22 protein-coding genes are annotated in these 24,600 nt (G+C 64.4%); 10 read left to right on the forward strand and 12 right to left on the reverse strand.

Going from position 1 to position 24,600, the window contains the following annotated elements; translation table 11 throughout:
• Nucleotides 1-108: 108 nt before the first annotated feature.
• Both C8J98_RS17930 and C8J98_RS17935 read left to right on the forward strand, forming a co-directional pair.
• Entirely contained in the window at nucleotides 109-750 is a 642-nt protein-coding gene (locus tag C8J98_RS17930) for a glutathione S-transferase C-terminal domain-containing protein (RefSeq protein ID WP_107914721.1), read from the forward strand.
• Nucleotides 751-822: 72 nt separating this feature from the next.
• Entirely contained in the window at nucleotides 823-1,722 is a 900-nt protein-coding gene (locus C8J98_RS17935; protein ID WP_107914552.1) for an N-acyl homoserine lactonase family protein, read from the forward strand.
• Nucleotides 1,723-1,730: 8 nt separating this feature from the next.
• Here the strand turns inward: C8J98_RS17935 and C8J98_RS17940 are convergent, their stop codons facing one another.
• Nucleotides 1,731-2,630 (reverse strand): LysR family transcriptional regulator, encoded by a 900-nt coding sequence (locus tag C8J98_RS17940; RefSeq protein ID WP_107914554.1) that lies wholly within the window; start codon nucleotides 2,628-2,630, stop codon nucleotides 1,731-1,733.
• Between the two features lie 292 nt (nucleotides 2,631-2,922).
• Between C8J98_RS17940 and C8J98_RS17945 the strand changes: the two genes are divergently transcribed.
• The 4 genes from C8J98_RS17945 to C8J98_RS17960 are packed head-to-tail and all read left to right on the forward strand — an operon-like array spanning nucleotide 2,923 to nucleotide 9,760.
• Nucleotides 2,923-4,098, forward strand: coding sequence for an efflux RND transporter periplasmic adaptor subunit (locus C8J98_RS17945; protein ID WP_107914557.1), 1,176 nt, complete (start codon nucleotides 2,923-2,925; stop codon nucleotides 4,096-4,098).
• Between the two features lie 16 nt (nucleotides 4,099-4,114).
• On the forward strand, nucleotides 4,115-7,303 hold the full coding sequence (locus tag C8J98_RS17950; protein WP_107914559.1) for an efflux RND transporter permease subunit: 3,189 nt from the start codon (nucleotides 4,115-4,117) through the stop codon (nucleotides 7,301-7,303).
• Between the two features lie 10 nt (nucleotides 7,304-7,313).
• On the forward strand, nucleotides 7,314-8,837 hold the full coding sequence (locus C8J98_RS17955; protein WP_107914561.1) for an efflux transporter outer membrane subunit: 1,524 nt from the start codon (nucleotides 7,314-7,316) through the stop codon (nucleotides 8,835-8,837).
• 11 nt (nucleotides 8,838-8,848) lie between these two features.
• Nucleotides 8,849-9,760 carry a LysR family transcriptional regulator gene (locus C8J98_RS17960; protein WP_107914563.1) on the forward strand — a complete coding sequence of 304 codons (912 nt, stop codon included), beginning with the start codon at nucleotides 8,849-8,851 and terminating at the stop codon, nucleotides 9,758-9,760.
• Between the two features lie 13 nt (nucleotides 9,761-9,773).
• On the opposite strand, the gene C8J98_RS17965 is transcribed toward C8J98_RS17960, so the two are convergent.
• The 3 genes from C8J98_RS17965 to C8J98_RS17975 form a co-directional block, all read right to left on the reverse strand.
• On the reverse strand, nucleotides 9,774-11,957 hold the full coding sequence (locus tag C8J98_RS17965; protein WP_158272751.1) for a carboxy terminal-processing peptidase: 2,184 nt from the start codon (nucleotides 11,955-11,957) through the stop codon (nucleotides 9,774-9,776).
• Nucleotides 11,958-12,106: 149 nt separating this feature from the next.
• Entirely contained in the window at nucleotides 12,107-13,591 is a 1,485-nt protein-coding gene (locus C8J98_RS17970; RefSeq protein ID WP_107914567.1) for a hypothetical protein, read from the reverse strand.
• 131 nt (nucleotides 13,592-13,722) lie between these two features.
• Nucleotides 13,723-14,139, reverse strand: a complete 417-nt coding sequence (locus C8J98_RS17975) for an organic hydroperoxide resistance protein (RefSeq protein ID WP_107914569.1) — start codon at nucleotides 14,137-14,139, stop codon at nucleotides 13,723-13,725.
• Nucleotides 14,140-14,394: 255 nt separating this feature from the next.
• Here C8J98_RS17975 and C8J98_RS17980 point away from each other — a divergent pair, with 255 nt between their 5' ends.
• From C8J98_RS17980 to C8J98_RS17990, 3 genes are read left to right on the forward strand one after another with little or no spacing between them, the layout of a single operon-like run.
• Nucleotides 14,395-14,946 carry a redoxin family protein gene (locus C8J98_RS17980; protein ID WP_107914571.1) on the forward strand — a complete coding sequence of 184 codons (552 nt, stop codon included), beginning with the start codon at nucleotides 14,395-14,397 and terminating at the stop codon, nucleotides 14,944-14,946.
• A gap of 41 nt (nucleotides 14,947-14,987) precedes the next feature.
• Nucleotides 14,988-15,728, forward strand: a complete 741-nt coding sequence (locus C8J98_RS17985; protein ID WP_107914573.1) for a response regulator — start codon at nucleotides 14,988-14,990, stop codon at nucleotides 15,726-15,728.
• Nucleotides 15,725-17,032: a HAMP domain-containing sensor histidine kinase gene (locus C8J98_RS17990; RefSeq protein WP_233260277.1), complete on the forward strand. Its 1,308-nt coding sequence runs from the start codon at nucleotides 15,725-15,727 to the stop codon at nucleotides 17,030-17,032. Before C8J98_RS17985 ends, C8J98_RS17990 begins: the two co-directional genes overlap by 4 nt.
• Before the next feature lie 119 nt (nucleotides 17,033-17,151).
• Here C8J98_RS17990 and C8J98_RS17995 read toward each other — a convergent pair whose 3' ends face one another.
• On the reverse strand, nucleotides 17,152-18,183 hold the full coding sequence (locus tag C8J98_RS17995; protein WP_107914576.1) for a D-cysteine desulfhydrase family protein: 1,032 nt from the start codon (nucleotides 18,181-18,183) through the stop codon (nucleotides 17,152-17,154).
• Nucleotides 18,184-18,343: 160 nt separating this feature from the next.
• Nucleotides 18,344-18,517, reverse strand: a complete 174-nt coding sequence (locus tag C8J98_RS18000; RefSeq protein WP_046968321.1) for a DUF1328 family protein — start codon at nucleotides 18,515-18,517, stop codon at nucleotides 18,344-18,346.
• A 247-nt stretch (nucleotides 18,518-18,764) separates the two neighbouring features.
• Here C8J98_RS18000 and C8J98_RS18005 point away from each other — a divergent pair, with 247 nt between their 5' ends.
• Nucleotides 18,765-19,544, forward strand: a complete 780-nt coding sequence (locus tag C8J98_RS18005) for an isocitrate lyase/phosphoenolpyruvate mutase family protein (RefSeq protein WP_107914578.1) — start codon at nucleotides 18,765-18,767, stop codon at nucleotides 19,542-19,544.
• A gap of 170 nt (nucleotides 19,545-19,714) precedes the next feature.
• On the opposite strand, the gene C8J98_RS18010 is transcribed toward C8J98_RS18005, so the two are convergent.
• The 6 genes from C8J98_RS18010 to C8J98_RS18035 all read right to left on the reverse strand — a co-directional run bounded on the left by C8J98_RS18010 (nucleotide 19,715) and on the right by C8J98_RS18035 (nucleotide 24,506).
• A complete protein-coding gene (locus tag C8J98_RS18010) occupies nucleotides 19,715-20,308 on the reverse strand; it encodes a hypothetical protein (protein ID WP_107914579.1) in 594 nt (197 codons plus the stop codon).
• 131 nt (nucleotides 20,309-20,439) lie between these two features.
• Nucleotides 20,440-21,267 carry an NADPH-dependent 7-cyano-7-deazaguanine reductase QueF gene (gene queF / locus C8J98_RS18015; protein ID WP_107914581.1) on the reverse strand — a complete coding sequence of 276 codons (828 nt, stop codon included), beginning with the start codon at nucleotides 21,265-21,267 and terminating at the stop codon, nucleotides 20,440-20,442.
• A gap of 63 nt (nucleotides 21,268-21,330) precedes the next feature.
• Nucleotides 21,331-22,323 carry an aldo/keto reductase gene (locus C8J98_RS18020; protein WP_107914583.1) on the reverse strand — a complete coding sequence of 331 codons (993 nt, stop codon included), beginning with the start codon at nucleotides 22,321-22,323 and terminating at the stop codon, nucleotides 21,331-21,333.
• Nucleotides 22,320-22,763, reverse strand: coding sequence for a MerR family transcriptional regulator (locus tag C8J98_RS18025; RefSeq protein ID WP_199229950.1), 444 nt, complete (start codon nucleotides 22,761-22,763; stop codon nucleotides 22,320-22,322). The genes C8J98_RS18020 and C8J98_RS18025 overlap by 4 nt, the downstream gene beginning before the upstream one ends.
• Before the next feature lie 156 nt (nucleotides 22,764-22,919).
• A complete protein-coding gene (locus C8J98_RS18030; protein ID WP_233260278.1) occupies nucleotides 22,920-23,309 on the reverse strand; it encodes an acyl-CoA thioesterase in 390 nt (129 codons plus the stop codon).
• 168 nt (nucleotides 23,310-23,477) lie between these two features.
• On the reverse strand, nucleotides 23,478-24,506 hold the full coding sequence (locus C8J98_RS18035; RefSeq protein ID WP_107914588.1) for a ribonucleotide-diphosphate reductase subunit beta: 1,029 nt from the start codon (nucleotides 24,504-24,506) through the stop codon (nucleotides 23,478-23,480).
• Between the last annotated feature and the right edge of the window lie 94 nt (nucleotides 24,507-24,600).

A 24,600-nucleotide genomic window follows, 5' to 3' on the forward strand; every position in this document is an offset into this window, starting at 1 on the left:
GCGACAGAGATTCGCCTGTAGACAGATTTATCTACGGACGCGACGTCAGCAAACTGTCGTTACGGTTCCATGTGGATCGCCGTTCCGTCACCGCCGAGCACCGAGATCATGTCCAAACTCTATATTGCCAACCAGACCTGTTCGCAGGCCGTACAGATCATCGCGAACGAGCTCGGCCTGACGCCGGAACTCATCCACTACAACGTGTTCGACAAGAGCACCTCGAACGGTGACGACTTCGGTCAGGTCAATCCGCTCGGTTACGTTCCTGTGCTCGTCCTCGACGACGCGAATGATGAGAAACTTTCGGAGACTATCGTCGTGGTCTCCTGGCTCGCGGACCGGCACCCCGGCTCAGGTCTGATTCCCTCGCCCGGTACCATCGAGCGTGCACGCATCGACCAGTTACTAACCTTCACCGCGACCGAGATCGCGCAGAAGCACATTCCGCTGATGCGCAAGCTGATGACGCCGGAAGGCGCGCAGTGGACGCGCAACAAGATCGTCAATGCTTACGCGGTGCTGGACCAGCGTCTCGGGGATGGGCGCGCCTGGCTGAACGGTGACACCTTCACTGTTGCCGACGCATACGTATGGTCCACGATGTGGCACGAGCGTAGCGGTGCGCCCATCGAACATCTCGAACACCTCATGGCATGGAAGGCGCGTGTCGATGCGCGGCCGTCTGTGCGAAAGGCGCTTCAGGACGAGGCGGATGTCGTCGCCATGCACGAGTCGCTCGCTGCTTGAGCGAAATTCGCCAATCCTTCGCATCACGCTCGTGTCCTCATATCCTGGCAATAAACGAGTGGAGTGGATGTCATGGAAATGCGTGCGCGGGCGTTGATGGCAGTGATCATGCTGACTACATTGGTCGGGTTGGCGATAGCGCCCACTGGAAAGGCCGCTACGCCGCTTCCCGATCCGGCACGTGCCGGCTTTGCAGATCGGCTGTATCGACTGGATTGCGGCCATTCGCTCGCGAACGATGAATCGGTGTGGACGCCTGGGGAGAATGTCGGGCGGCCCATCGAGTTCTCGTCGACATGCTGGCTGATCAAGCGGGGCAGCAATTGGCTGATTTGGGATACAGGGGTTCCGGAATCGACGTTGAACGATCCGAAAGGCTGGTCGACCCTTCCGCAACTGATTGTCTATCATCTGGACAAGACAATTTCCGCCCAACTCTCCGCGATCGGCCTGAAACCGGACGACATCCAATACGTCGCGATATCGCACACGCATGGCGACCATATCGGAAACGTCACGCTGTTTCCCCATTCGACCATCCTGATACAGCGCGTCGAATACGAGTGGATCAGTTCACCCGACGGGCCGAACCCGAACGTGAACCAGTTGAAAGCGCTCGCGCGCAAGCTCATGGGATCGCCGAAGCATCTTCAACTTCTCGATGGGATCACGGATGTGTTCGGCGACGGCAGTGTCACGCTCTTTCCAACGCCCGGCCATACACCTGGAAGCCAATCCCTGCTTGTCCACCTGAGGCATTCGGGTTTCATCATTTTGTCGGGTGATGTCGTCCATCTCGCCGGGAACTTCCGCAACGACATTGTGCCCACGTTGAACACCGACAAGGCCGCCTCGATCGCGTCGATGGAGAAGGTCAAGACCATGATGGGAACGTATCGTGCGCAGCTGTTCATCAATCATGACAAGGCGCAAACCGACACGCTGAAGATCATTCCGGCCTTCTACGACTGATTGCAGGCCTAGCGAAGAAAATCCGCGAGTGTGTCCAGCACGATGCGTGTGCGCGACGGCATGCGGTGACCGAGTGGGATAAGCGCGTGAACGGGCGGCCCGGGGATGTCGGCGTCGGGCAGCACATGGACGAGGGCCCCCGACGCCACCAACGGCCGCGCGACGCGATCGAACAATTGCGAGATGCCAAATCCGTGGACGGTCGCGTCGATCAGGGCCTGTCCATCGGATAGCACGAGCACGGGGGCAGGCGCGATATCGCGCGTGGCGTCGCCGTCCTGCACGGTCCACGGCCGCAGGCGGCCGGACGAGGCACGAAAGATCGCTGCGTCATGGGTGCTCAGATCGGCGATCGAGGTGATCGCAGGCTTACGCGCCAGATAGTGTGGTGAGGCATAGAGCCCATTCCGCAAGGTACATAGTTTGCGCACCGACATGTCGCTCTCGGGCGGCAACTCGCCAATACGCACGACCAGGTCCCATCCTTCGGCGACGGGGTCGGAGAGGCGGTCGACGAAGGCCAGTTCGAGCGAGATCTTCGGGTAGGTGTCGCGCAGCGCCGCAAGCGTCGGCAGGAACAGCCGCCCAAACCCAGCGGGGAGATCGATGCGCACCTTGCCGATCGGCTCGGCACGCCTTGCCGCCAGGGATTGCTCCGCGTCCCGCAAGCCCGCGAGGGCCGCCTCTGACGCCTGCAGGTAGATCTCCCCGTCCTCGGTCAAACGCACCGCGCGCGTCGTGCGCTGGAAGAGCTTGGTCCCCAGCCTCGTTTCGAGTCGCTGAACCGCCTTGCCGACATTGGACTTGCTTGTCCCCAGGTTCTCGGCAGCCCGGGTGAAGCTCCCCGTCTGGGCCACGGCGGTGAAGGCCACGATCTCGGGTACGGAAGCATCGGCGCGTTCGGTCATTGTGTTCCCCTGGGCGCCAAAGAGTATTCGCTGATCGAATTTGTCCGTCAATTGGCGTTTATCGGCCGACGGGCAGCTGGATATCGCCGCTGAAGCGGCTCCCACAGAAAGCGAGAGATTGTCGCTGTCGGGGCGTCAAAGAAACGCAATTAGCCGGATTTATCCCGCGCTCGGCGAAAGCCACTCTATGCACCGTGAGTCATGACCGTCATGCCCGCGCGGCGACGCGCCTCCTCCGGCTCTGACCGACATCCGCTCTTCCCTCATTCATACCCGTTCCAGGAGACATCCCATGACCGCCATCCGTAAACGACTCTCCGTCGCGCTCGGTGCCCTGCTCGTCGTCGGCGGAGCCGCCGGTATCGCGACCTATCACGGCCACGAGGCCGTCGCCGCCGCGCACGCCGACGCCGTCGCTCCGGCCGCCGAAGTCGACGTCGCTACCGTCATCTCGCGCACCATCACCGAGTGGCAGAGCTACTCTGGCCGGTTGCAGGCGGTGGACCGCGTCGATATCCGGCCGCTCGTCTCCGGCAGGATCGCTTCGGTCAACTTCCGTGACGGTTCGCTGGTGAAGAAAGGCGACACGCTGCTGACGATCGACCCGGCGCCTTACCAGGCCGAAGTGGAGCGCGCGTCCGCGCAGGTCGCCGCCGCCGATGCGCGTGCCGCGTATGCCAGCACGGACGCGGCGCGTGCCGAGCGACTGATTTCCACCAACGCGATCGCCCGTCGCGACCACGACGAGAAAATGAATGGTTCGCGCGAAGCCCAGGCCAACCTCAAGGCCGCGCGCGCCGCGCTGTCCGCGGCGCGCATCAACCTTGCCTATACGAACGTCGTCGCCCCCGTATCCGGACGCGTCTCGCGTGCGGAGCTGACGGTAGGCAACGTCGTCAATGCCGGTGCCAGCGGACCGGTGCTGACCACGGTGGTCTCGGTCTCGCCGATCTACGCCAGCTTCGATGTCGACGAGCAGACCTATCTGCGTTACCTGCGCGGTGACAATGGCGCGACCATTCCGGTCGCGCTCGGCCTCGCCGATGAAAGCGGCTATTCGCAGAAGGGCGTGGTCGACTCCGTCGACAACCAATTGGACACCGTGTCCGGCACGATTCGTGTCCGCGCCCGTTTCGATAACGCCGACGGTTCGCTGGTTCCGGGTCTGTACGCACGCCTGAAGGTCGGCGGCGGCAGGCCGCACGAAGCCATCCTGATCGACGACGCCGCGGTTGGCACCGACCAGGCAAAGAAGTATGTCCTCGTCGTCGACGAGGGTAACAAGGTCCAGTACCGGGAAGTGCTCCTGGGCGACCTGCACGAAGGCCTGCGCATCGTCACTTCGGGACTTAAGCCCGGCGAGCGCGTCGTCGTGCATGGCGTGCAGCGCGCACGCCCCAACGAAGTCGTCAAACCAACATCGGTCGACATGAGCGCGGTGGTTGCCGCGGTCCTGCCGTCCGCCTGATCACGGGAACAGCGTCATGAATATCTCCAGATTCTTCATCGACCGTCCGATCTTCGCGGGGGTGTTGTCAACGATCATCCTGCTCGCAGGCATCATCGCCTTGACCAAGCTGCCCACCGCTGAGTATCCGGAAGTGGCTCCTCCGTCCGTCGTCGTTCGCGCGCAATACCCTGGCGCGAACCCGAAGGTCATCGCCGAAACCGTCGCTGCACCCATCGAGGAGCAGATCAACGGTGTCGAGGACATGCTCTACATGCAGTCCCAGGCCAACAGCGACGGCAACATGGCGACCACGGTGACCTTCAAGCTGGGCACCGATCCCGACAAGGCCGCGCAGCTCGTGCAGAACCGCGTGGCACAAGCCCTGCCGAGACTCCCTGAGGATGTGCAGCGCCTCGGCGTCACCACGGTGAAGTCGTCGCCGACACTCACCATGGGCGTCAACATTAACTCGCCCAACGGCAAGTACGACCTGACCTACCTGCGCAATTACTCGCTGATCAATATCAAGGACCGCCTGGCGCGTGTGCCCGGTGTCGGCGAAGTGGCGATGTGGGGCTCAGGTGATTACGCCATGCGCGTGTGGCTCGACCCGCAGAAGGTCGCCGAGAAGAACATGACGGCGTCCGACATCGTGAAGGCGATTCGCGAGCAGAACGTGCAGGTGGCAGCGGGCATCGTCGGCGCGTCGCCGATGAGCAAGGATGTGCCCCTGCAGCTGTCGATCAACGCCCAGGGTCGCCTGAAGACCGAGCAGCAGTTTCGCGACATCATCATCCGAACCTCGCCGGATGGTGCCGTGACGCATCTGTCTGACGTTGCGCGTATCGAACTTGCCGCCTCCGACTACGCCCTGCGCGGCATGCTCGATGGCAAGGAGGCCGTGCAGCTGATCATTTTCCAGCAGCCGGGAGCGAACTCGCTGCAGATTTCCGACGACGTACGAGCCGCGATGGCGGACATGAAGAAGGACATGCCCGAAGGCGTCGGTTACTCGATCATCTATGACCCGACCCAGTTCGTACGCGAGAGCATTGACGCTGTTATCCACACGTTGTTCGAGGCGATCGCCCTGGTCGTTCTGGTGGTGATCGTGTTTCTGCAGACCTGGCGCGCTTCGCTGATTCCGTTGCTCGCCGTTCCTGTTTCGATCGTCGGTACATTCTCTCTGATGCTGGCCTTCGGCTACACCATCAATGCGCTGTCGCTGTTCGGCATGGTGCTTGCCATTGGCATCGTCGTCGATGACGCGATCGTCGTCGTGGAGAACGTGGAACGCAATATCGCCGCGGGTTTGAGTCCGCGGGACGCCACCTACCAGGCCATGCGCGAAGTGAGCGGCCCGATCATTGCCATCGCGCTTACGCTCGTCGCCGTATTTGTCCCGCTGGCCTTCATGTCCGGTCTGACGGGTCAGTTCTACCAACAGTTCGCCATGACCATCGCGATCTCCACGGTGATCTCGGCCTTCAATTCATTGACGCTGTCTCCCGCGCTGGCCGCCATCCTGCTGAAGGGCCACGACGCACCGAAAGACTGGCTGACCCGGGGCATGGACCGCGTACTAGGCCGCTTCTTCGCGGGGTTCAACAAGCTGTTCCATCGCGGCTCGGAAGCATACGGCAAGGGCGTGGGCCGCGTCGTCGGTCGCAAGGCCCTCATGCTCGGCGTCTACCTCGTGCTTCTCGGTGGCGCCGTGGCGCTGGGCAAGGTGGTCCCGGGTGGTTTCGTTCCGGCCCAGGACAAGGACTATCTGGTCAGCATCGCGCAGCTTCCCGCCGGTGCATCCCTGGAGCGGACCGATGCCGTCATCAAGGAGATGACCGCGATCGCCCTGAAGGAGCCCGGCGTGGTCGGCGTTCCCTCGTTCCCCGGCCTGTCGGTCAATGGCTTCACTAACTCATCGTCAGCCGGACTGGTGTTCCCGGTGCTGAAGCCGTCGAAGGAACGTGGCGACGCACTCTCCGCCGGGAAGATCGCCGCTTCGCTCAACGCCAAGTTTGCGAAGATCAAGGGTGCGCAGATCGCGACCTTCCCGCCGCCGCCGGTTTCCGGACTCGGCGCGCTGGGTGGCTTCAAGCTGCAGATCGAAGATCGTGGCGCGCTCGGGTATGAGGCGCTCAACAACGCGACGCAGGCATTCCTCAAGAAGGCGTCGCAGGCTCCCGAGCTCGGCCCGATGTTCAGCAGCTACCAGATCAACGTGCCGCAGCTGGACGTCGACCTTGATCGCGTCAAGGCCAAGCAACTGGGCGTAGCCGTCACCGACGTGTTCGACACGATGCAGATCTACCTGGGTTCGCTCTACGTCAACGACTTCAACCAGTTCGGCCGCGTGTACCAGGTGCGTGCCCAGGCCGATGCGCCGTTCCGCGCCGGCGCGGCCGACATCGGGCCACTGAAGACGCGTAATGCCGCGGGCGAGATGGTGCCGCTGTCGTCGCTGGTGAAGGTAACCACCACCTATGGACCGGAAATGGTCGTGCGCTACAACGGCTTCACCGCCGCTGACATCAACGGTGGCCCAGCCCCCGGCTACTCGTCGGGACAGGCGCAGGCCGCTGTCGAGCGCATCGCCGCAGAAACGCTGCCCCGTGGCATCAAGTTCGAATGGACCGACCTCACCTACCAACAGATCATCGCCGGTAACTCGGCCCTGTGGGTATTCCCGATCAGCATCCTGCTCGTGTTCCTGGTGCTGGCCGCGATGTACGAAAGCCTCACGCTGCCCCTGGCGATCCTGCTCATCGTTCCCATGAGCATCCTGTCGGCCCTGATCGGCGTGTGGCTGACCGGAGGCGACAACAACATCTTCACCCAGATTGGCTTGATGGTGCTGGTTGGCCTGTCGGCGAAGAACGCGATCCTGATCGTCGAGTTCGCTCGCGAGCTGGAGATGGATGGACGAGGCATCGTCGAAGCGGCGATCGAAGCCAGTCGACTTCGCCTGCGCCCGATCCTCATGACCTCGTTCGCTTTCATCATGGGTGTCATTCCCCTGGTGACGTCGACGGGTGCCGGCGCGGAGATGCGCCACGCCATGGGTATCGCGGTGTTTTTCGGCATGCTCGGCGTCACCCTGTTCGGCCTGATGCTCACGCCCGTCTTCTACGTCCTGTTGCGCAAGCTCGCCGGCGGCAAACCGCTGGTCGACAAGCACGGCACCCATACGCATATGCAGCTCGACGCTGCGTCGGAACATTGAGGAGTACGTCATGAGAACCGTTTTCATGGGGCGTCTGTTCAAAGGCGCCACCGCGGTGGCTGCCACGCTTATTCTCGCCGCTTGCTCGATGGCTCCCGCTTACCATGCGCCGTCCGCTCCCGCGGACGCAGCCTTCAAGGAAGCGTCGCCGTCGTGGTCACAGGAAACCGCCACCGCGCTGGACGGCAGCACCTGGAAGGCTGCAGTGCCTTCGGAAGGAGTGGGGCGCGGTGAGTGGTGGAAGATTTTCAACGACACCGTCCTCGATGGCCTCGAGCACCAGGCGCTCGGGGCCAACCAGGATCTCAAGGCTGCAGCCGCGCGCGTGAAGGAGGCGCGTGCGCTCAACCAGGTAGCCCGCTCGGCGTACTTCCCGACGGTCGACGCCGGACTTGGCGCCACGCGTCAGCAACCGTCGGCCGCATCCCAGGGCCTGACTGATGGAACACATGTCCAGCCGTCCACGGTGTATCGCGCCCAGGCGAACGTGTCTTATGAGGTCGACCTGTTCGGTCGCGTGGCCTCGAGCGTGAATGCCGCGAAGGCGGACACACAACGCAGTGAGGCGCTTTTCCACTCAGTGCAGCTCGCGCTGCAGGCGGATGTCGCGCAGAACTATTTCGCGTTACGTGAGCTGGATGCCGAAGGTGAGGTGTATGCCCATGCGGTTGCCCTGCGTGAGGACAGCCTGAAGCTGCTGAAGAGCCGCTTCGACGAGGGCGATATATCCGAGGTCGACGTGTTGCGCGCCGAGGCTGAGCTGTCCACGGCACGCTCGGCCGCGATGACCGCGGGGCGCCTGCGTGCCACCTCGGAGCACAGCCTCGCGGTCCTGCTCGGCAAGACGCCTGCGGAGTTCACGATGCCTGCCAGACCGTTGCAGGCGGTGAATCTGCGTATCCCATCCGGACTGCCGTCGTCCCTGCTGGAACGCAGGCCGGATATCGCCGCGGCCGAACGTGCCATTGCAGCGGCGAACGCGCGGATCGGCGTGGCGAAGTCCGCTTTCTTCCCCTCACTGTCGCTCACCGGAACCGGTGGATTCGAGTCGTCCTCCTTCGGCAATCTGTTCAAGTGGAGCAGTCGCTCGTTTCTGCTCGGTCCGTTGACCGGCGCGGCCCTGAGCCTTCCACTGTTCGACGGCGGCAAGCGCAAGGGCGACCTGGCCAATGCGAAAGCCACGTACGAAGAACAGGCTGCGACCTACCAGCAGCAGGTGTTGCTGGCTTTCCGCGAGGTCGAGGACAACCTGGCGACGCTGCGGATCCTGGAGGGACAGACACAGACGCAGGGGGAGGCCGTGGCATCTTCCACGAAGGCCGCGTCGTTGCTACGTACGCAGTACACCGAAGGCCAGACGAACTACCTCGATGTCCTCGATGCCCAGCGCAGCGTACTCAGCGCCCGCCGCGATGCCGTGCAGTTGCAGGGCCTGCAGGCCATCGCCACCGTCAACCTGATTCGCGCGCTGGGTGGCGGCTGGGAAGACACGGCGAATCAAGGTCCTGCGGCCGCACCGATTGCGGCGCGCTGAGGAGCGACGGCATGGAACGTTTTACCGCGCTGGAGACCTTCGTTCGCATCGTCGACGCCGGATCGTTCACAGCGGCTGCCAGGCAACTGGGCATCAGCCAGTCAGGCGCTTCCAAGGCCATGGCGCGGCTTGAGGCGGAGCTCGGCGTCCGCCTCCTGCATCGATCGACCCGGAGCATGAGTACCACCGATGCGGGCCGTCGCTTGCATGGGCACGCCAAGCATGCACTGACCCAGCTCGAAGAAGCGCTCAGTGCGGTGCGTGCGGAGGCACAGCAACTGACCGGCAAGCTCAGGGTGGCGGCACCGCCCGGATTTGCTCGCCAACATGTCGTTTCCGAGCTGCCGCGATTTCTCGATCACAACCCGGGACTCGAGGTGGAGGTCGTCATGGATGACGCGCTCCATGATGTCGCGGAGGCAAGGATCGACCTGTGCCTGCGCCACGGTGAGCCGGGACGCAAGATCCCGGGAAGCCGCCGCATCGGTCTGGCACGCCGCCTCGTCGTCGGCTCGCCAGCCTACTTCGCCCGCAACAACGAGCCGCATACGCCCGACGAGCTCGCGAAACACCGGGTGGTGATCTGGTCGGCCGATAAGGCGTCGAACACGTGGTCGTTTCACCGAGGCCACGATGTACAGCATGTCGAGTTGAAGGGCAGGCTTCGCGTGGGCTCGCGGGAGGGCATGCGTGACGCGCTGCTCGCCCAGGCCGGCATCGCCGTCGTCTCCGAATGGGATGTTGCCTCCGAGCTCGCCAACGGATCGCTTCGTCCCGTCCTGACCGGCTGGAGCCTGCCGACCGACGAGATATGGGCCGTTCCCACCGGCGGTCGCCTGGTCAGCCCGGCGGTGAACTCGATGATGTCCTTCATCGAGGCATCCATCCGGCGATCGACACCGACCGGGAGCGAGAACGACTGAGCGGCGAAAGGCGCTACCCGGCGGCCTGCGCCGGAGCTGCCGTCATCAGCATCACAGCCTCGTCGGCGACGATCTGCGCGGCTTCCTGCACGTACGGATCCTTCGACGGCTTGGTCGGCTCCGGGCGTTTGTCCTGCGCCACGCTGCGCTCTTCCGGATCGAGGCCGTCGTCGCCCAGCGGTGAGGCGTCGTCGTCGACCGGGAGCCCGTCCGCCAGGTTCAGTGTCTTGCGACGGGCGCGGAAGTCCGCCGAGACTTTCAGGTCGGCCTCACGAGTAGCCTTGCGCTCGTCGAGATTCAGGGAGACGGTGGTGCGGGCGGCCATGGCCTGGAAGGAGGCGAGCTCGTCGATGGTGAGCTGCCAGCGCGTCGCGTGCTGCACGCGCGCCGCGTGCGCGCTATCGAGTTTCGCAACAAGCGGCTCGAGCGTCTTGTCGTATCTATGAGGCACGGCCGAAATGGAGGACGCCGGCAGCGCGTTCGTATAGGTCGACTCGCCGAAGTCCTTTTCGTCTTCCGTTGCCGGGAAAGCGATGTTCGGCGTCACGCCGAGTAGCTGGGTGCTGTCGCCGTTGATGCGGTAGAACTGCGCGATCGTCATCTTGAGCTCGCCGAGCTTGCCGTCGTGCTCCTCCTCCACGGCATCGTCGAGGTCGAGAAGGTTCTGCACCGTGCCCTTGCCGAAGGTGCGCTGGCCGAGGATGACGCCACGACCGCGATCCTGGATCGCCGCGGCGAAAATCTCCGACGCCGAAGCGGAGCCGTGGTTCACCAGGACGCCCAGGGCGCCCGACCAGGCGGGTGCGGTTGTGTTGGCGCCCTGCACCTCGACCTTGCCATCCGCACTACGCACCTGCACCACCGGGCCAGCGCCGGTGAAAAGGCCGACCATGTCCGACGCCTCGGTTAGCGAGCCGCCGCCGTTGTCACGAAGGTCGATGACGACGCCGTCCACCTTCTGCTTCTTCAGCTCGCCCAGCATGCGCGAGACATCGCGCGTTACGCTGCGATAGTTCGCGTCGCCCGCACGGCGGGCATCGAAGTCTTCATAGAACGAGGGCACCGTGATGATGCCCAGCTTGTGCGCGTGGCCGGGCTCGCCGACCTGGAGCACCGTCTGCTTCGCGGCTTCATCCTCGATGCTGATGTGGCGTCGGGTGAGCGTGACGACGTGCGGGGCGACATCGCCCTTGCTCTCATCGGGAAGCAGTTCGACACGCACTGTCGTACCACTCTTGCCCTTGATCAATGCGATGACGTCGTCCGACCGCCAGCCGATCACGTCGGTCAATGGACCGGCAGTGCCCTGACCGACCCCGGTGATGCGGTCGCCGACGTGGATCTTTCCCGACTTCGCCGCCGGGCTCCCCGCGATGAGTTCCGTGACCTGGGTGTATTCATCGTGCTCGCGAAGATAAGCGCCGATACCTTCGAGCGACAGCGACATCTCCGTGTTGAACGCTGTCGCCGCCTTCGCTGCGAAGTAATCGGTATGCGGATCGGTCGATTCGGCATAGGCGGTCATGAATAGCTGGAAGGCGTCGTCCGCGCTGGTCTTCTGGATGCGCGAGGCGAGGTTCGCGTAACGATGGGTCAGCGTCTTGCGGATGGCATCGTCGGTCTGGCCGGCCAGTTTCAGGCGAAGCCAGTCTTCCTTGGCGCGTTCGCGCCAGAGTTCATGGAGTTCATCCGTGGACGCCGGCCAGGGCGCTGCCTTGCGCTCCGTGGCGATGGACTCATGGGCGCCGAGATCGAAGCCGTCCTTCAGCAAGGATTGCGCATAGCGCGACTCCTCGACGACGCGGTTGAGGTACAGGTTCACCGGCTCGAAAGCGGGCGTGAGATCGCCTTCGTCTATCGCCGTGCCCAGCGTGGGACGAAGTGGCGCGAAGTGCGCGATATCGGCGGCGGTGAAGTAGCTGCGTTCCGGGTCGAGCGTTTCGACCAGCTTGTCGAAAACGACGGCCGAGAACGTGGCGTCCAGCGGTCGCGGACGGTAGTGGAAACGGGTCAGGAACAGCATGGCTACCTTCCCCGCGACGGCTTCCTGGTCAGCGGGAACCAGGGCGATCGGCCCGGCTGCGGCTGCGGCGGCGGCGCTCGTCGCTGCCGCCTGGGGCGCGCCGGTGGCCGTGGTCAGGGCAAAGGTCGCGCAGACCGCCAGGGCGGCGAAGACGACGGAGCGGGGGAAGGTCATGGGGGGGATTCGGCAGGGGTTCGTTGAGGGCATTCTGGCATGGCGATCATGCAGGAGTCGGCCCTTCGGCCGGCTTTCCAATGGGGACTGGTTGTACCTGCCTGACCTTGTGTGGGAGCCGGCTCTGCCGGCGATAGGCCCGGTGGCACCTACAACCCGGCCTTCATCGCTCGCGCCTCACCCGCCAGGGCGCCCGCGCGACCGGGCGATCCCGCAAGCGTCGTCCTGAAGGCGGCAAGTGCCCGGGAAGGCTGCTTCTGCAGCAACAGAAGGTCTCCAAGCTGCTCCCGCGCAGGCACGATCGGGCCCGGCGTTACCGGTCGCTTCTCCAGCGAGTCCTCCTTGTCCGCCGCGGCGCTGAGCAGCGTCACCGCGTTTGCCGTATCGCCAGCTGCCTGAGCCGACCACGCCATGACTTCGTCCGCGAGCACGCTCGTCTGCACCGACCAGTAGGGCTCGCCGGTGTCGCTGAGTTGCTTCGCTATCTGCCCCAATCGCGTCGCTTCCTGCCGTGCTTCCACCGGATGCCCCGTGCGCGCCAGGCCCAGCCCTCTCGCCCATACGGCAATGGCGACGACCGAAGGTGGTGCCCCCTCCGGGTCCTTGATCGCGGTCGCGTCTGCCCAGTGTGCCTGTTCCACCGCGACACGAATGGGCATGGCGGTGGCGGCATAGGCGACACCGAAGTCCCCCATGTCCAGCGGGGGCATGGCATGCAGGTCGTCGACCACCGCGCCGGCTTCCGTTACACGGCCGGTCTGCACGTACGCGTAAACCAGATAGTCCATGGCGTGGAGCTGGCCCATCGTGTCGCCGTGTTCGCGCGCGGATTTCTCCGAGGCGAGGTTGGACGCGATGGAGTCGTCCCACAGGCCGAGTCGCGTGAAGATATGCGACGGCATGTGCAGCGCGTGCGGTGCGGACGGCGCGATGCTTGCGTACTTCCTTGCGGCCGGAAGGCCGCGTTGGGCCAGTTCCGCGCTGTCGCAGGCATGGATAAGGTAGTGCGCGATACCCGGATGGTCGGGGTTGCGGCGGAAAAGCGGCTCGAGGATATCGATGGCCTGCTTCTGCTTCGCGTGTGTCTTGTCCGCGGGTGACGCATTCGAAAGGAGGGCCAGGGCGTAAAACACCTGCGCTTCGATATCCTTCGGGTTGTCATGGGCGAGCTGGGCCATGGCTTTTTCGTAGGCCAGCGTGCGCTGCGGGAGTTTGAGGCCGGGATCGACCTTGTAGAGTTCGCCGAGCGCATGGATGAACTGCTTCTCGCGAGGGGTCGCGGCACCCAGGCGGGTCGCCTCAAGCATTTCCTTCTGACCCGTGGCAAATGTGTCGGGGGGAAGTGCGGGTGCCCAGACCGGGTGGAAGTAAGTCATTGCCACGCCCCAATGCGCCATCGCGCAGGTTGGGTCCGCTGCGGCGACCTCATGGAATGCCTTGGCGGCGGGCCCATAGGCGAACGAATGCAGCAGGGCGACGGCACGGTCGAAGGGTTGTTGCACCTTCGCGTCACAGGAAACAGGGAAGGTGACCTTCCCCAGTTTCTCGGGAACCCCATGGTCATGCATCTCCTGGCCATGTGTCGCTGCGACGATCAATAGCGACATCCAGACGAACCACGACCGACGAAACATGCGCATCTCCGTTCGTTACCGGGAGCCACAAAGCGTGGCCCGCAGTAATCTACGCCTATCGCGCCGCCGGTCACATAGCCAAAATGGCTACTCCACGGCTGACGTGCAACGTGATGCGTAGCGAAGTGGATTCAGGCCAGCGTGGTGACGATGTCGATGTTTCCGTGCAGCGCCTTGGAGTACGGGCAGGTGCGGTGCGCAGAGTCGATCAGGGACTGGGCCACGTCGCGGTCGAGGCCCGGAAGGCTCACGTTGAGACGGGCCTGCAGGAAGTACTGATCACCGGCGGTGCCGAGGTCCACTTCGGTATTCACTTCGGTGTCTTTGGGTAGGGCGACGTGCTGCGCTCGGGCGGCCAGGCCCATCGCACCGATGAAGCAGGCCGACCAGCCGGCAGCGAGCAACTGCTCGGGGTTGGTGCCTTCGCCGGCCGTGCCGGGCGGGGAGAGCTTGACGACGAGGCGGCCGTCGGAGCTGTGCGACTCGCCGTCGCGGCCGCCGGTGGTGCGGGTCTTGCCGGTATAGAGGACATTTTCGATGCGTGACATGGTGGTCTCCCGTTCGGTTGAAGGTGATGAGTAGGAGACGCCCGCGGCGTATCCCCGGTGTGTCGCCATCCCTGCCGAAACGCGTCGGAATGTGTAGCGAGGGCCGCTGGATACATTCGGATACACGCGAATGCCACCAGGTCCGGAACGAGCCCCGGCCCCCGGTACGTTCGGATACAAAACGGCTGTTGCGCGACACGCGTGGGATACGTGGCGGGGCTTCAATAAGTCATCCTCATTCAACGATGACCCGTCATGACCTCCCCCCGCCTTCTCCTGGTCTTCTCCGCCCTGTGCGTTGCCCTGATCGCTTCCTGGCCCGCCGGCTGGGCCCGGGATCGCGCCGGCGATGCCGCATCCGCCCCGACGGTCATGCCTGCGCCGGAATTCGCCGGCATCGATCACTGGTTCAATTCGCAGCCACTGTCGCTGAAGGACCTGCATGGCAAGGTCACGCTCGTGGAGTTCTGGACACACGAGTGCATCAACTGCGTGCACGTGGTGCCGCATACCCAGGCGCTTTATCAGCAGTATGCGAAGGACGGCCTGGTCGTGGTCGGTGTCCATACGCCTGAGTACGACGAAGAACGCGAGCTTCCCGGCGTAGCCTCGGCCATCAAGCAACTGGGCATCACCTATCCGGTTGCGGTCGACAATGGCTACGCCACCTGGAACGCCTATGGCAACCGCTTCTGGCCCGCTGTTTACCTGATCGACCAGAACGGCAGGATTGTCTACAGCCACTACGGCGAGGGAAACTACGAGGAAACCGAAGCACGCGTCCGCCAGCTGCTCGGCAAGGTGTGAACCTGCTAGTAACTGCCTACCACCACCTACGGGAGCCTGGCATGGACCACGTCGACCACATCCTCGTCGTCGATGACGATCGAGAGATCCGCACCGGCGTCGCGCACTACCTGCAGAAGAACGGCCTGCGCACCAGCGTCGCCGCGGACGGTCGCGAGATGAACGCCTTGCTCGATGCCACCGCCGTGGACCTCATCGTCCTCGACATCATGATGCCGGGCGATGACGGGCTGGTGCTCACCCGCAACCTGCGCGCAAGCAAGCACCGGGCGATCCCGGTGCTCCTGCTTACCGCTCGCGACGACGAGACCGATCGCATCATCGGCCTGGAAATGGGCGCCGACGACTACGTGGTGAAACCGTTCTCACCGCGCGAATTGCTGGCACGCATCAATGCGGTGATCCGCCGCACGCGCATGCTTCCGCCCAACCTTCGGGTGACCGAAGCCAGCGGCATGCTCGGCTTTGGACGCTGGCGCCTGGACACTACCGCGCGCCACCTGCTCGACGACGAAGGCACCATCGTGTCGCTGAGCGGGGCGGAGTTTCGTCTTCTGCGTGTCTTCCTCGATCACCCGCAGCGGATCCTCTCGCGCGACCAGCTGCTCAACCTCACCCAGGGTCGCGACGCCGAGCTGTTCGACCGCTCGATCGACCTGATGGTAAGCCGTCTGCGCCAGCGTCTCGTCGACGATGCACGCGAGCAGGCGTACATCAAGACCGTACGCAACGAGGGCTACGTCTTCACGATGCCGGTGGTGGTGCTCGGGGAGGAGTGGTGAACGCGACGCTCAAGCGCTGGATGCCGCACAGCATCGCATCGCGGCTGTACCTGATCATCTTCGCCGGGCTGTTGCTGGCGCACGGCATGTCGTTCGGGTTGCTCTTCTACGAACGCTACGAGAGTGCGAAGACGGTCATGCTCAATACGCTCGAGCATGACGTCGGCACGTCAGTCGCCATTCTCGACCGCCTCCCCGCCGCTGAACGGCCAGCGTGGCTGGGCCGTCTCCAGCGTGACAACTACCGTTATATCCTCGGCCCGGGTCAGCCCGGTACCAATCTGATCTCGGATCGCTCGCGCGTCGTGACCCAGCTCATCCAGCATGAGGTCGGGCCCTCGTTCGCGGTCAAGGCGAACACGGTCTCCGTGGGACCTGAGCGCTACCAGGTGCACCTCACCCTGCATGACGGCGAACCCCTGGCCATCGAGGTGACGCCCAGCGTGATGCCGCTGGCCGACTGGCTACCCTTCGTCTTCATCCTGCAGATGGTCGTGCTTCTGGTGATCACCTGGGTTGCTGTGCGGCTGGCTACGCGTCCGCTCGTCCGGCTGGCGCGCGCCGCCGAGGCCATCACGCCGGCGAACGAAGGCCCGCGCATGAGCGAGGAGGGCCCGACCGAAGTTGCACAGGCGGCCGTCGCCTTCAACGCCATGCAGGACCGTATCGCGCTGTACGTCAAGGAGCGCCTGCAGATCCTCGCCGCGATCTCGCACGACCTGCAGACACCGATCACGCGCATGCGCCTGCGTGCCGAAGCGCTCGACGATTCAACCGAGCGCGGCAAACTGCTCCAGGACCTGCACGAGATGGAACACCTGGTACGCGAAGGCGTGGCGTATGCGCGCAGTGCGCACGGCGCGACGGAGACGCCGCGCAAGATCGACCCGGCGGCGTTCGTGGAAAGCCTCGTGTTCGATTACCAGGACACCGGCAAAGCGGTGAGTCTCTCGGGCAGCATCGACGGGACGGCTATCGTGCGACCGCAGGCCCTGCGGCGAGTGCTCGGCAACCTGATCGACAACGCGCTGAAGTACGCGGGGAGTGCCGAAGTGGGCATGGCGCGTACGTCCTTCGGGGCCCTGTGCATCGAGGTCGCCGATCGGGGCCCGGGTATTCCCGAGGGCGAGCTGGCGCGTGTGCTTGAACCGTTCTACCGGCTGGAGACCTCGCGCAATCGGGATACCGGTGGGACGGGGCTGGGTCTGGCTATCGCAGCGCAGCTGATGTTGTCCGTGGGCGGCAGACTGACGCTGGCCAATCGCCCCGGAGGCGGTTTGGTGGCACGCGTCGAGCTGCCTTGAGGCTGCATCCCTGTGGGAGCCGCTTCAGCGGCGAATGCTCTACGTAGGAGCCGATTCATCGGCGATTCCTGACTGTGTCGCTAGCACCCATCGCCGCTGAAGCGGCTCCCACATAGAGCTCAACCAGCAAGATCCTCGCGATACGCATAAAGCCCTGGCTGCCCGCCGGTCGCGACAAACAACACATGCTCTCCGTCGCGTACGACACCACTGCGCAGATCCTGCATCAGCCCGGCGAAGGCTTTCCCCGAATACACCGGGTCCAGCAGGATGCCTTCGGCACTGGCCATCAGGCGCAAGGCTTCCTTCATCCCGGCGGTCGGTACGCCGTAACCATCACCGCGCTGCGATCCGTCGATCCGCACATGCTCCGGAGCAAGCTCGACAGAAGCCCCCAGTAGTTCCAGCGCGTCGCGCGCGAGCTTGAGCGTCGTCGTGACGGCAGCATCCCGCTCGGCGAGAACCGAGTACGCCGTCACCCGCGCCGGATCGCGATCCAGCGCGGCGAAACCCGTGATGAGACCCGCATGTGTTCCTGAACTCCCATTCGGGACGACGATGCGATCGAAGCGCACACCAAGCTCATCTTCCTGCTGCGCGATCTCACGTGCACAACGTGCATAGCCCAGCACCCCACGTGGCGTCGATCCACCGGTGGGCAGGATTACCACGGTGTGGCCTTCGGCCTGGAGGGCCTCGGCGCGCGCGTTGGCGTGAACGAGTGCGTTCTCGCCACGAGGCAACAGGGTCACCTTCGCGCCGAACAACTCGTCGAGAAGGACGTTACCGTTCTTCTCGTAGTCGTCTCCGTCCTTGGGAACCATGCGCGCCAGGAGCATTTCGCAGGCGAAGCCATGCCGCGCGGACGCCGCCGCGGTCAGCCGCGCGTGGTTGGACTGCACGCCACCGACAGTGATGATCGTGTCCGCGCCGATGTCGCGCGCATGACCCAGGTGATACTCCAGCTTGCGCAGTTTGTTGCCACCGCCGCCAAGGGCCATCACGTCGTCACGCTTGATGCTCAGGCGGATGCCGCGTGCGGCGAGACCGAGCCTCTCCTCGATACGGCAGAGGCGATGTATCGCGGTCGCGGCGTCCAGCAGGGCGATGCGAGGGAGGCGATCAAGCGCGGCAAGGGCGTCGTATGACATGGCGTGTCCGGGGAGACATGAGGGGCAGACCCTTGATGATCCGCCGATTCGCCGTCCGCGGCGAGCGCAGAACGGGTCACCCTCGTTGGCGACGTCCGGATAAGAGAACGCCCCGGTCTGGGGCCGGGGCGTTCTCTCTCTTACTCGATGTGCGCGTGATTTATATCCTGGGTCCGCGACGCAGGCCGCCGAACAGCAGCGACAGGATGAACAGGATAAGGAAGACCACGAACAGGATCTTGGCGATGCTGGCGGCGCCGGCGGCAATGCCGGTGAAGCCGAAGACCGCCGCAATAATGGCGATGACGAAGAAAACTACGGCCCAATGCAGCATGTCGATGACTCCTCTGGTGGTGCGGTAGAAGCGAATTCGGTTGGATAGAGCGATCCTGCCGCCCGGGCGGCAACACTTGCTGCTCCAGGTCGGGTGCTATTCGACCATCGGCGGTCTGAAGTCCGTGTCGTCAACGGGTGAGCCCCTGTCTCACCGGGCCTATGCGTCGCCTACACGTCGGGCGGCAGTTGCGGCGGCAGCGCCAAGGCGCGATGGTGTGCGGACCTTCTCGCCAGGAACGTTCCCCATGAGTGCACAACGCCTTCGAGACCTCCATCGCGGCAGCGAACTGCTCGTCCTGCCCAATGCATGGGACCCGGCCAGCGCCGTGGTGATCCAGCATGCCGGCGCCCCGGCCGTCGCCACGACAAGCGCCGGCGTGGCATGGTCGTGCGGCTGGCCCGACGGCGACCAGCTGCCTGCCGACGAGATGATCGGCGCGGTGCGTCGCATCCTCCGTGTGGTGGACCTGCCGCTGACCGTGGACATCGAAGAGGGTTGTTCGGACGAGCCGTCCGAAGTGGCCAGCCTGGTCGCCACGCTCGTGGATGCCGGCGTGGCGGGCATCAACATCGAGGACGGATCGAAGTCGCCAGACATCCTCGTCGCCAAGCTGAAGGCGATACGCGCCACGCTGGGCAATCGCGACCTTTACATCAACGCACGCACCGACGTGTACCTGCGCGGCATGGCGGCGGGAGATGCCGCCGTCGAAGAGGTTACCGGCCGTGCAAAGCGTTACATCGCCGCCGGCGCGGACGGCATGTTCGTTCCCGGCGTCTCGGCGACCGATGAAATCCGCCGTCTCGCCGAAGCCATCACACCGGCGCCGCTGAACGTGATGCTGGTGCCGGGGCTGCCCTCGCGCGAAGAACTCTTTGCGGCTGGCGCGCGACGTCTAAGTGCGGGCATCGCGCTGTCGCTGGAGGCGTATGCGAACACGGCGCGTAGGGCGGCCGAGTTCATGGGCAAGGGGGAGCCGGCGGCCGTCAGCTATCCCATGCTCAACGCACTGCTGAAAAAGTAGGCGAGCGAATTCTCTGTGTAGGAGCCGATTCATCGGCGATCCCGCCGCAGCGGGCTAATCTGAGGCGAGCACCCTATCGCCGATGAATCGGCTCCTACAGTTAGAGCAAGCAGTAAAAAAGGGTGGCTTTCGCCACCCTTTTTTCGACACGCTCAGCAGGAAGAAGCGAATTACTTCTTCTTGACCTCGAATGCCTCGTTGCCCACGGCCTGGCCGTTGAGCGAGATAGCGACCTTGTACTTGCCTTCCGGCCACTCGTTCGGATTCTGGATCTTGAACGTGGTGACGGCCGGGCCTTCGGTGCTGATCGACTGGCTGATGTCGCTGACCGTGGTGGTCGTCTCGCCGTCCTGGAAGGTCCACTTCGCATTCAGCGTGGCGCCGGCGGTAGCGCCGTCAGTGGCGACCGAAGCGTAGATGGTCTTGTCCGACGGAGCGAAGGCGTTCTTGGCCTTGGCAACCTTCTTGTCGGCGCCGACGGCGTTGCCGAGCGTGACCGCACCGACCTTAAGCGTGTCGGCAACGGCAGGTGCCGCGGCGACGGGCGCAGCCGGAGCGGCGGCGGGCTGTGCAGCCGGGGCGGCGGCAGCGGTGGTCGCGCCAGCCGGAGCGGCGGCCGGAGCCGTGCTTGCGGCAGCCGGAGCGGTCGCCGACGGCGCCGGCGCGGCGTTTTGCTGATCTTCCTTCTTGCCGCAGGCGGTGAGGACCAGCAGGCCGGCGACGGTGGCCGTGGCGAGGGCGGACGAACGGAAGGAAAGCTTCATGTCTGGATTCCGATAGTGCTGATCAAAGTCGAATGGGACGAGGCACAGGGACCAATCCCCTTGGCCGCGGCAGGTTACAGGCTACACAACTAAAGGCAAGACCAATGAAGAACGCATGAACGAAGCATTCATTATTGGCGCGCGCCGCGTGGATTGCCGGGCACGGCGGCCGGGTCCGTGCTGCGGAACGGATTGATATCCAGGCCGCCACGGCGCGTGTAACGCGCATAGACCGCCAGCTCGCGCGGCGTGCAGCGTTCGCGGATGTCCATGAAGATGCGCTCGACGCACTGCTCGTGGAATTCGGTGTGACTGCGGAACGAGACGAGATAGCGCAGCAGGCCTGCGCGGTCCATCGGCGCGCCGGTATAGGCGATCTGCACGCTGCCCCAGTCCGGCTGGCCGGTGACCGGGCAGTTGGAGCGCAGCAGGTGCGACACCAGCACTTCGCGGGCATCGCCGGCGTGGGTGCCGAGAAAATCCGGACGGGGCGGTCCATAACTGTCGAAATCCAGCTCCTGGGCATCCAGAAGAGCACCTTCGGGCTCGCCGATCGGCGTGCCGTCGAGCTCGCCCGGTGCGCGCAGGATGACCTCGGAGATCCCCCCGGCTGCCGCCGACAGGTCGCGAGCGAGGATCGCGCGCACGGCGTCCGCATCGGCCAGGCGTTCCTGGGCAAAGCTGTTCAGGTAAAGCTTGAAGGACTTGGATTCGACGATGTTCGGCGTGGTCGCCGGGAAACGGAATTCCGCCACGGCCACCACGGGCTTGCCACGAAGGTCGAGCCAGGAAAGCTCGTAGCCGTTCCAGACGTCCACGCCGTGGAAGGGCAGCGCATCGGCAGAGACGCCGATCTCGTCGCGTTTGCCCTTACGGGGAATGGGGTAGAGCAGCCCGGCGTCGTAGCGGTCGGCGTAGACGGTGGCCTTGCCCAGCGGCGAATGATCGGGAGATGACATCCGCCCATTATAGGGAGGGAAGCCCCACGCCCGTTAACCGGGGGCGGGGCTTCCGTTCACGGATCAGGCGTTGATGAAGCCCATCATGTTGGCCTGGTAACGCTCGCCTACGGCCGAGTCCGGCGGGAAGATAGCGTCGATCTCAGCCACTTCCGCGGTGCTCAGCGGCACGTCCACGGCGCCGGCGTTCTCGTCCAGGTAGGTGCGGCGCTTGGTTCCCGGGATCGGCACGATGTCCTCGCCCTTGGCCAGCACCCAGGCCAGGGCCAACTGGCCCGGCGTGCAACCCTTGTCGGCGGCGAATTTCTTCACCTTGTCGACAATGGCCACATTCTTCTGGAAGTTCTCGCCGACGAAGCGCGGGTTGAGACGGCGGTAGTCGTCCTCGGCGAAGTCCTCCGGCCGGGTGATCGCACCGGTGAGGAAGCCACGACCCAGTGGGCTATAGGCGATCAGGGCGATGCCGTGTTCGCGGCAGGCGGCCAGGGTGCCGGTGGTCTCCGGGTCGCGCGTCCACAGCGAATATTCGCTCTGCAGCGCGGCGATCTGGTGCACGCTCGCGGCCTTGCGGATGGACTCGGCCGAAGCCTCGGACAGGCCGAGGTGACGTACCTTGCCTTCCTCGACCAGGCGCGCCATGGCGCCGACGGTCTCTTCGATCGGCACGGTCTGGTCGACACGGTGTTGGTAGTAGAGGTCGATGTAGTCGGTCTTCAGGCGGCGCAGGCTGCCTTCGACGGACTGGCGCACGTACTCCGGCCGGCCGCTGATGCCGCGCTTGGTCGGATCGCTCGGATCACGCACGATGCCGAACTTCGTGGCCAGAAAGACCTTGTCACGGCGGCCGGCGAGCGTGCGGCCGAGCAGCTCTTCGTTGGTGTGCGGGCCGTAGGCGTCGGAGGTGTCCCAGAAGGTGATGCCGAGTTCGAGCGCGCGCTCGAGGGTGGCGATGGATTCCTTCTCGTCACCGGGACCGTAAAACTCGCTCATGCCCATGCAGCCAAGGCCGAGCATCGACACCTGGGGGCCGTGCGTTCCGAGTTGGCGGGTCTTCATGCGTTTCTCCTTCGTTTCGAGGGGAGGGCGGCCGGCACCGGCGCAGGAGGCGTCGGTGCTTCGGCAGGGGAAGGGGCACCGTTTTCGACGTACATCGAGCGGTACAGGGCGATCTTGTCGTCCAGACGTCCGATGGTCTCGGTGAGCGTGACCAGCTCCTCGCGTAGCGTGGCGGCATGGCGGGCCAGGAGATCGCCGCGCAGGCGGATGCTCTCGGGCGTCTCGCCCTGGCGTCGCAGCTCGGCATATTCCTGGATCACCCGCATCGGCATGCCGGTGGCGCGCAGCTTGAGCACGAAGTGGATGAAGCGCATCTCGGCCTCGCCGTAGACGCGTTGTCCGCTCCGCCGCGGCACCGGATCGATCAGGCCGATCTGCTCGTAATAGCGCAGCGTATGCGTGGTGAGGCCGGTGGCGAGAGCGGCCTCGGCAATGGTCATCGAATTGGGCATTCGAGAAGCGTACGCCTTCGAGTGCACTCTAAGTCAACAAAGGGGATGCCGTTGTAGGAGCCGATTCATCGGCGATCCCGCGGCAGCGGGCCAGTTAGCCGCGAGCACCCAATCGCCGATGAATCGGCTCCCACAGGGGCAGCGTCAGACGGGGAGGGGCTGCACCGCGGTCGGCTTATGCCCGGCGTCGAGCGCGATCATGGTGAACGTGCCACGCGTGCACAGCTCGCGAGCGCCGGTGAGGAGGTCTTCGGTGTACATGGCCACGTCGATCTTCATCGATGTGCGGCCCACCGAAACCACGGTGGCGATCAACTCGACCATCTGGCCTTTGCGTACCGGTACGTGGAAGTCGACCTGCTCCGAGCGGGCGGTGACGACGATCTGGCGGGAGTAACGCGAGGCGGCCAGGAAGGCCGCCTTGTCCATCCACGCCAGTGCCTGGCCGCCGAACAGCGTGCCGAGGTGGTTGGTGTGGTCGGGGAAGACGATTTCGAGGAGGCGGGCCTCGGTGGGGCGGGCGATGTCGGTCACAAGGATGAGTCCTGTTGCATTGCAACATGCATCATACCGCGTCACCTCAGGACCCGCCTCACCTCAGGAGCCGCCTCACGGTGGGAGCCGCTTCAGCGGCGATGGGTGCTTGCGGCAAGCTGGCCCGCTGCCGCGGGATCGCCGGCATAGCCGGCTCCCACACTTACATCAGAACGACTGGTCGAAGGCGACTTCGCCTTCCACGCCGACCTGGTAGGACGAGACGCGGCGCTCGAAGAAGTTGGTCAGTTCCTGCACGTCCTGCAGGTCCATGAAGTCGAACGGATTCTTCGAGCCGTACTTCTTCGGCATGTCCAGCTGCACGAGGCGCTGGTCGGCGCAGTACTCGAGGTACTGCCGCATGTCGGTGACCGACAAGCCGGCGACGCCGCCCGAGAGCACGTCCTGGGCGAACAGCGTTTCGCAGGCGATGGCGTCTTCGAGCATCGCTTCGACCTGCATGCGCATCTCGTCGTCGAAGAGGTCCGGCTCCTGCTCGCGCACGGTGCGGACCACTTCGAAGGCGAATGCCATGTGGCCGGACTCGTCGCGGAACACCCAGTTGGTGCCCGAGGCCAGGCCGTGCAGCAGGCCGCGCGAACGCAGGTAGTACACGTAGGCAAAGGCGGCGAAGAAGAACAGGCCTTCGATGCAGGCGGCGAAGCAGATCAGGTTGAGCAGGAACTGGCGGCGGTGCTCGCGCGTTTCCAGACGGTTGAGGTCCTGGATAGAGTCGATCCACTTGAAGCAGAACTCGCCCTTCGCTGCGATCGACGGGATGCTCTCGATCGCCGCGAATGCCTTGTTGCGCTCCGACGGTTCCGGAATATAGGTATCGAGCAGCGTGAGGTAGAACTGCACGTGCAGTGCTTCTTCATACAGCTGGCGCGAGAGGTACATGCGCGCTTCGGGCGAATTGATGTGCTGGTAGAGATTCAGCACCAGGTTGTTCGACACGATCGTGTCGCCCGTGGCAAAGAAAGCCACGAGGCGATGGATCAGGTGGCGATCCGCGTCCGACATCTTCGACTTCAGGTCCGAGGTGTCCAGCGAGAAGTCCACTTCTTCCACCGTCCAGGTATTGCGGATGGCGGAGCGGTACATCTCGTAGAACTGCGGATACTTCATCGGCCGCAGCGTCAGTTCGAAGCCGGGGTCGAGGATGTTGGAGTCGCGGGTGATGGGTGCAGCGGACATCGGGTACCTCTGGAAAGAATGAGCGGCTTTTGTGGGAGCCGCTTCAGCGGCGATGGGTGCTTGCCTCGGTCTGGCCCGCTGCCGCGGGATCGCC

The sequence above is a fragment of the Luteibacter sp. OK325 genome (assembly GCF_003050935.1).
Lineage (GTDB): Bacteria > Pseudomonadota > Gammaproteobacteria > Xanthomonadales > Rhodanobacteraceae > Luteibacter.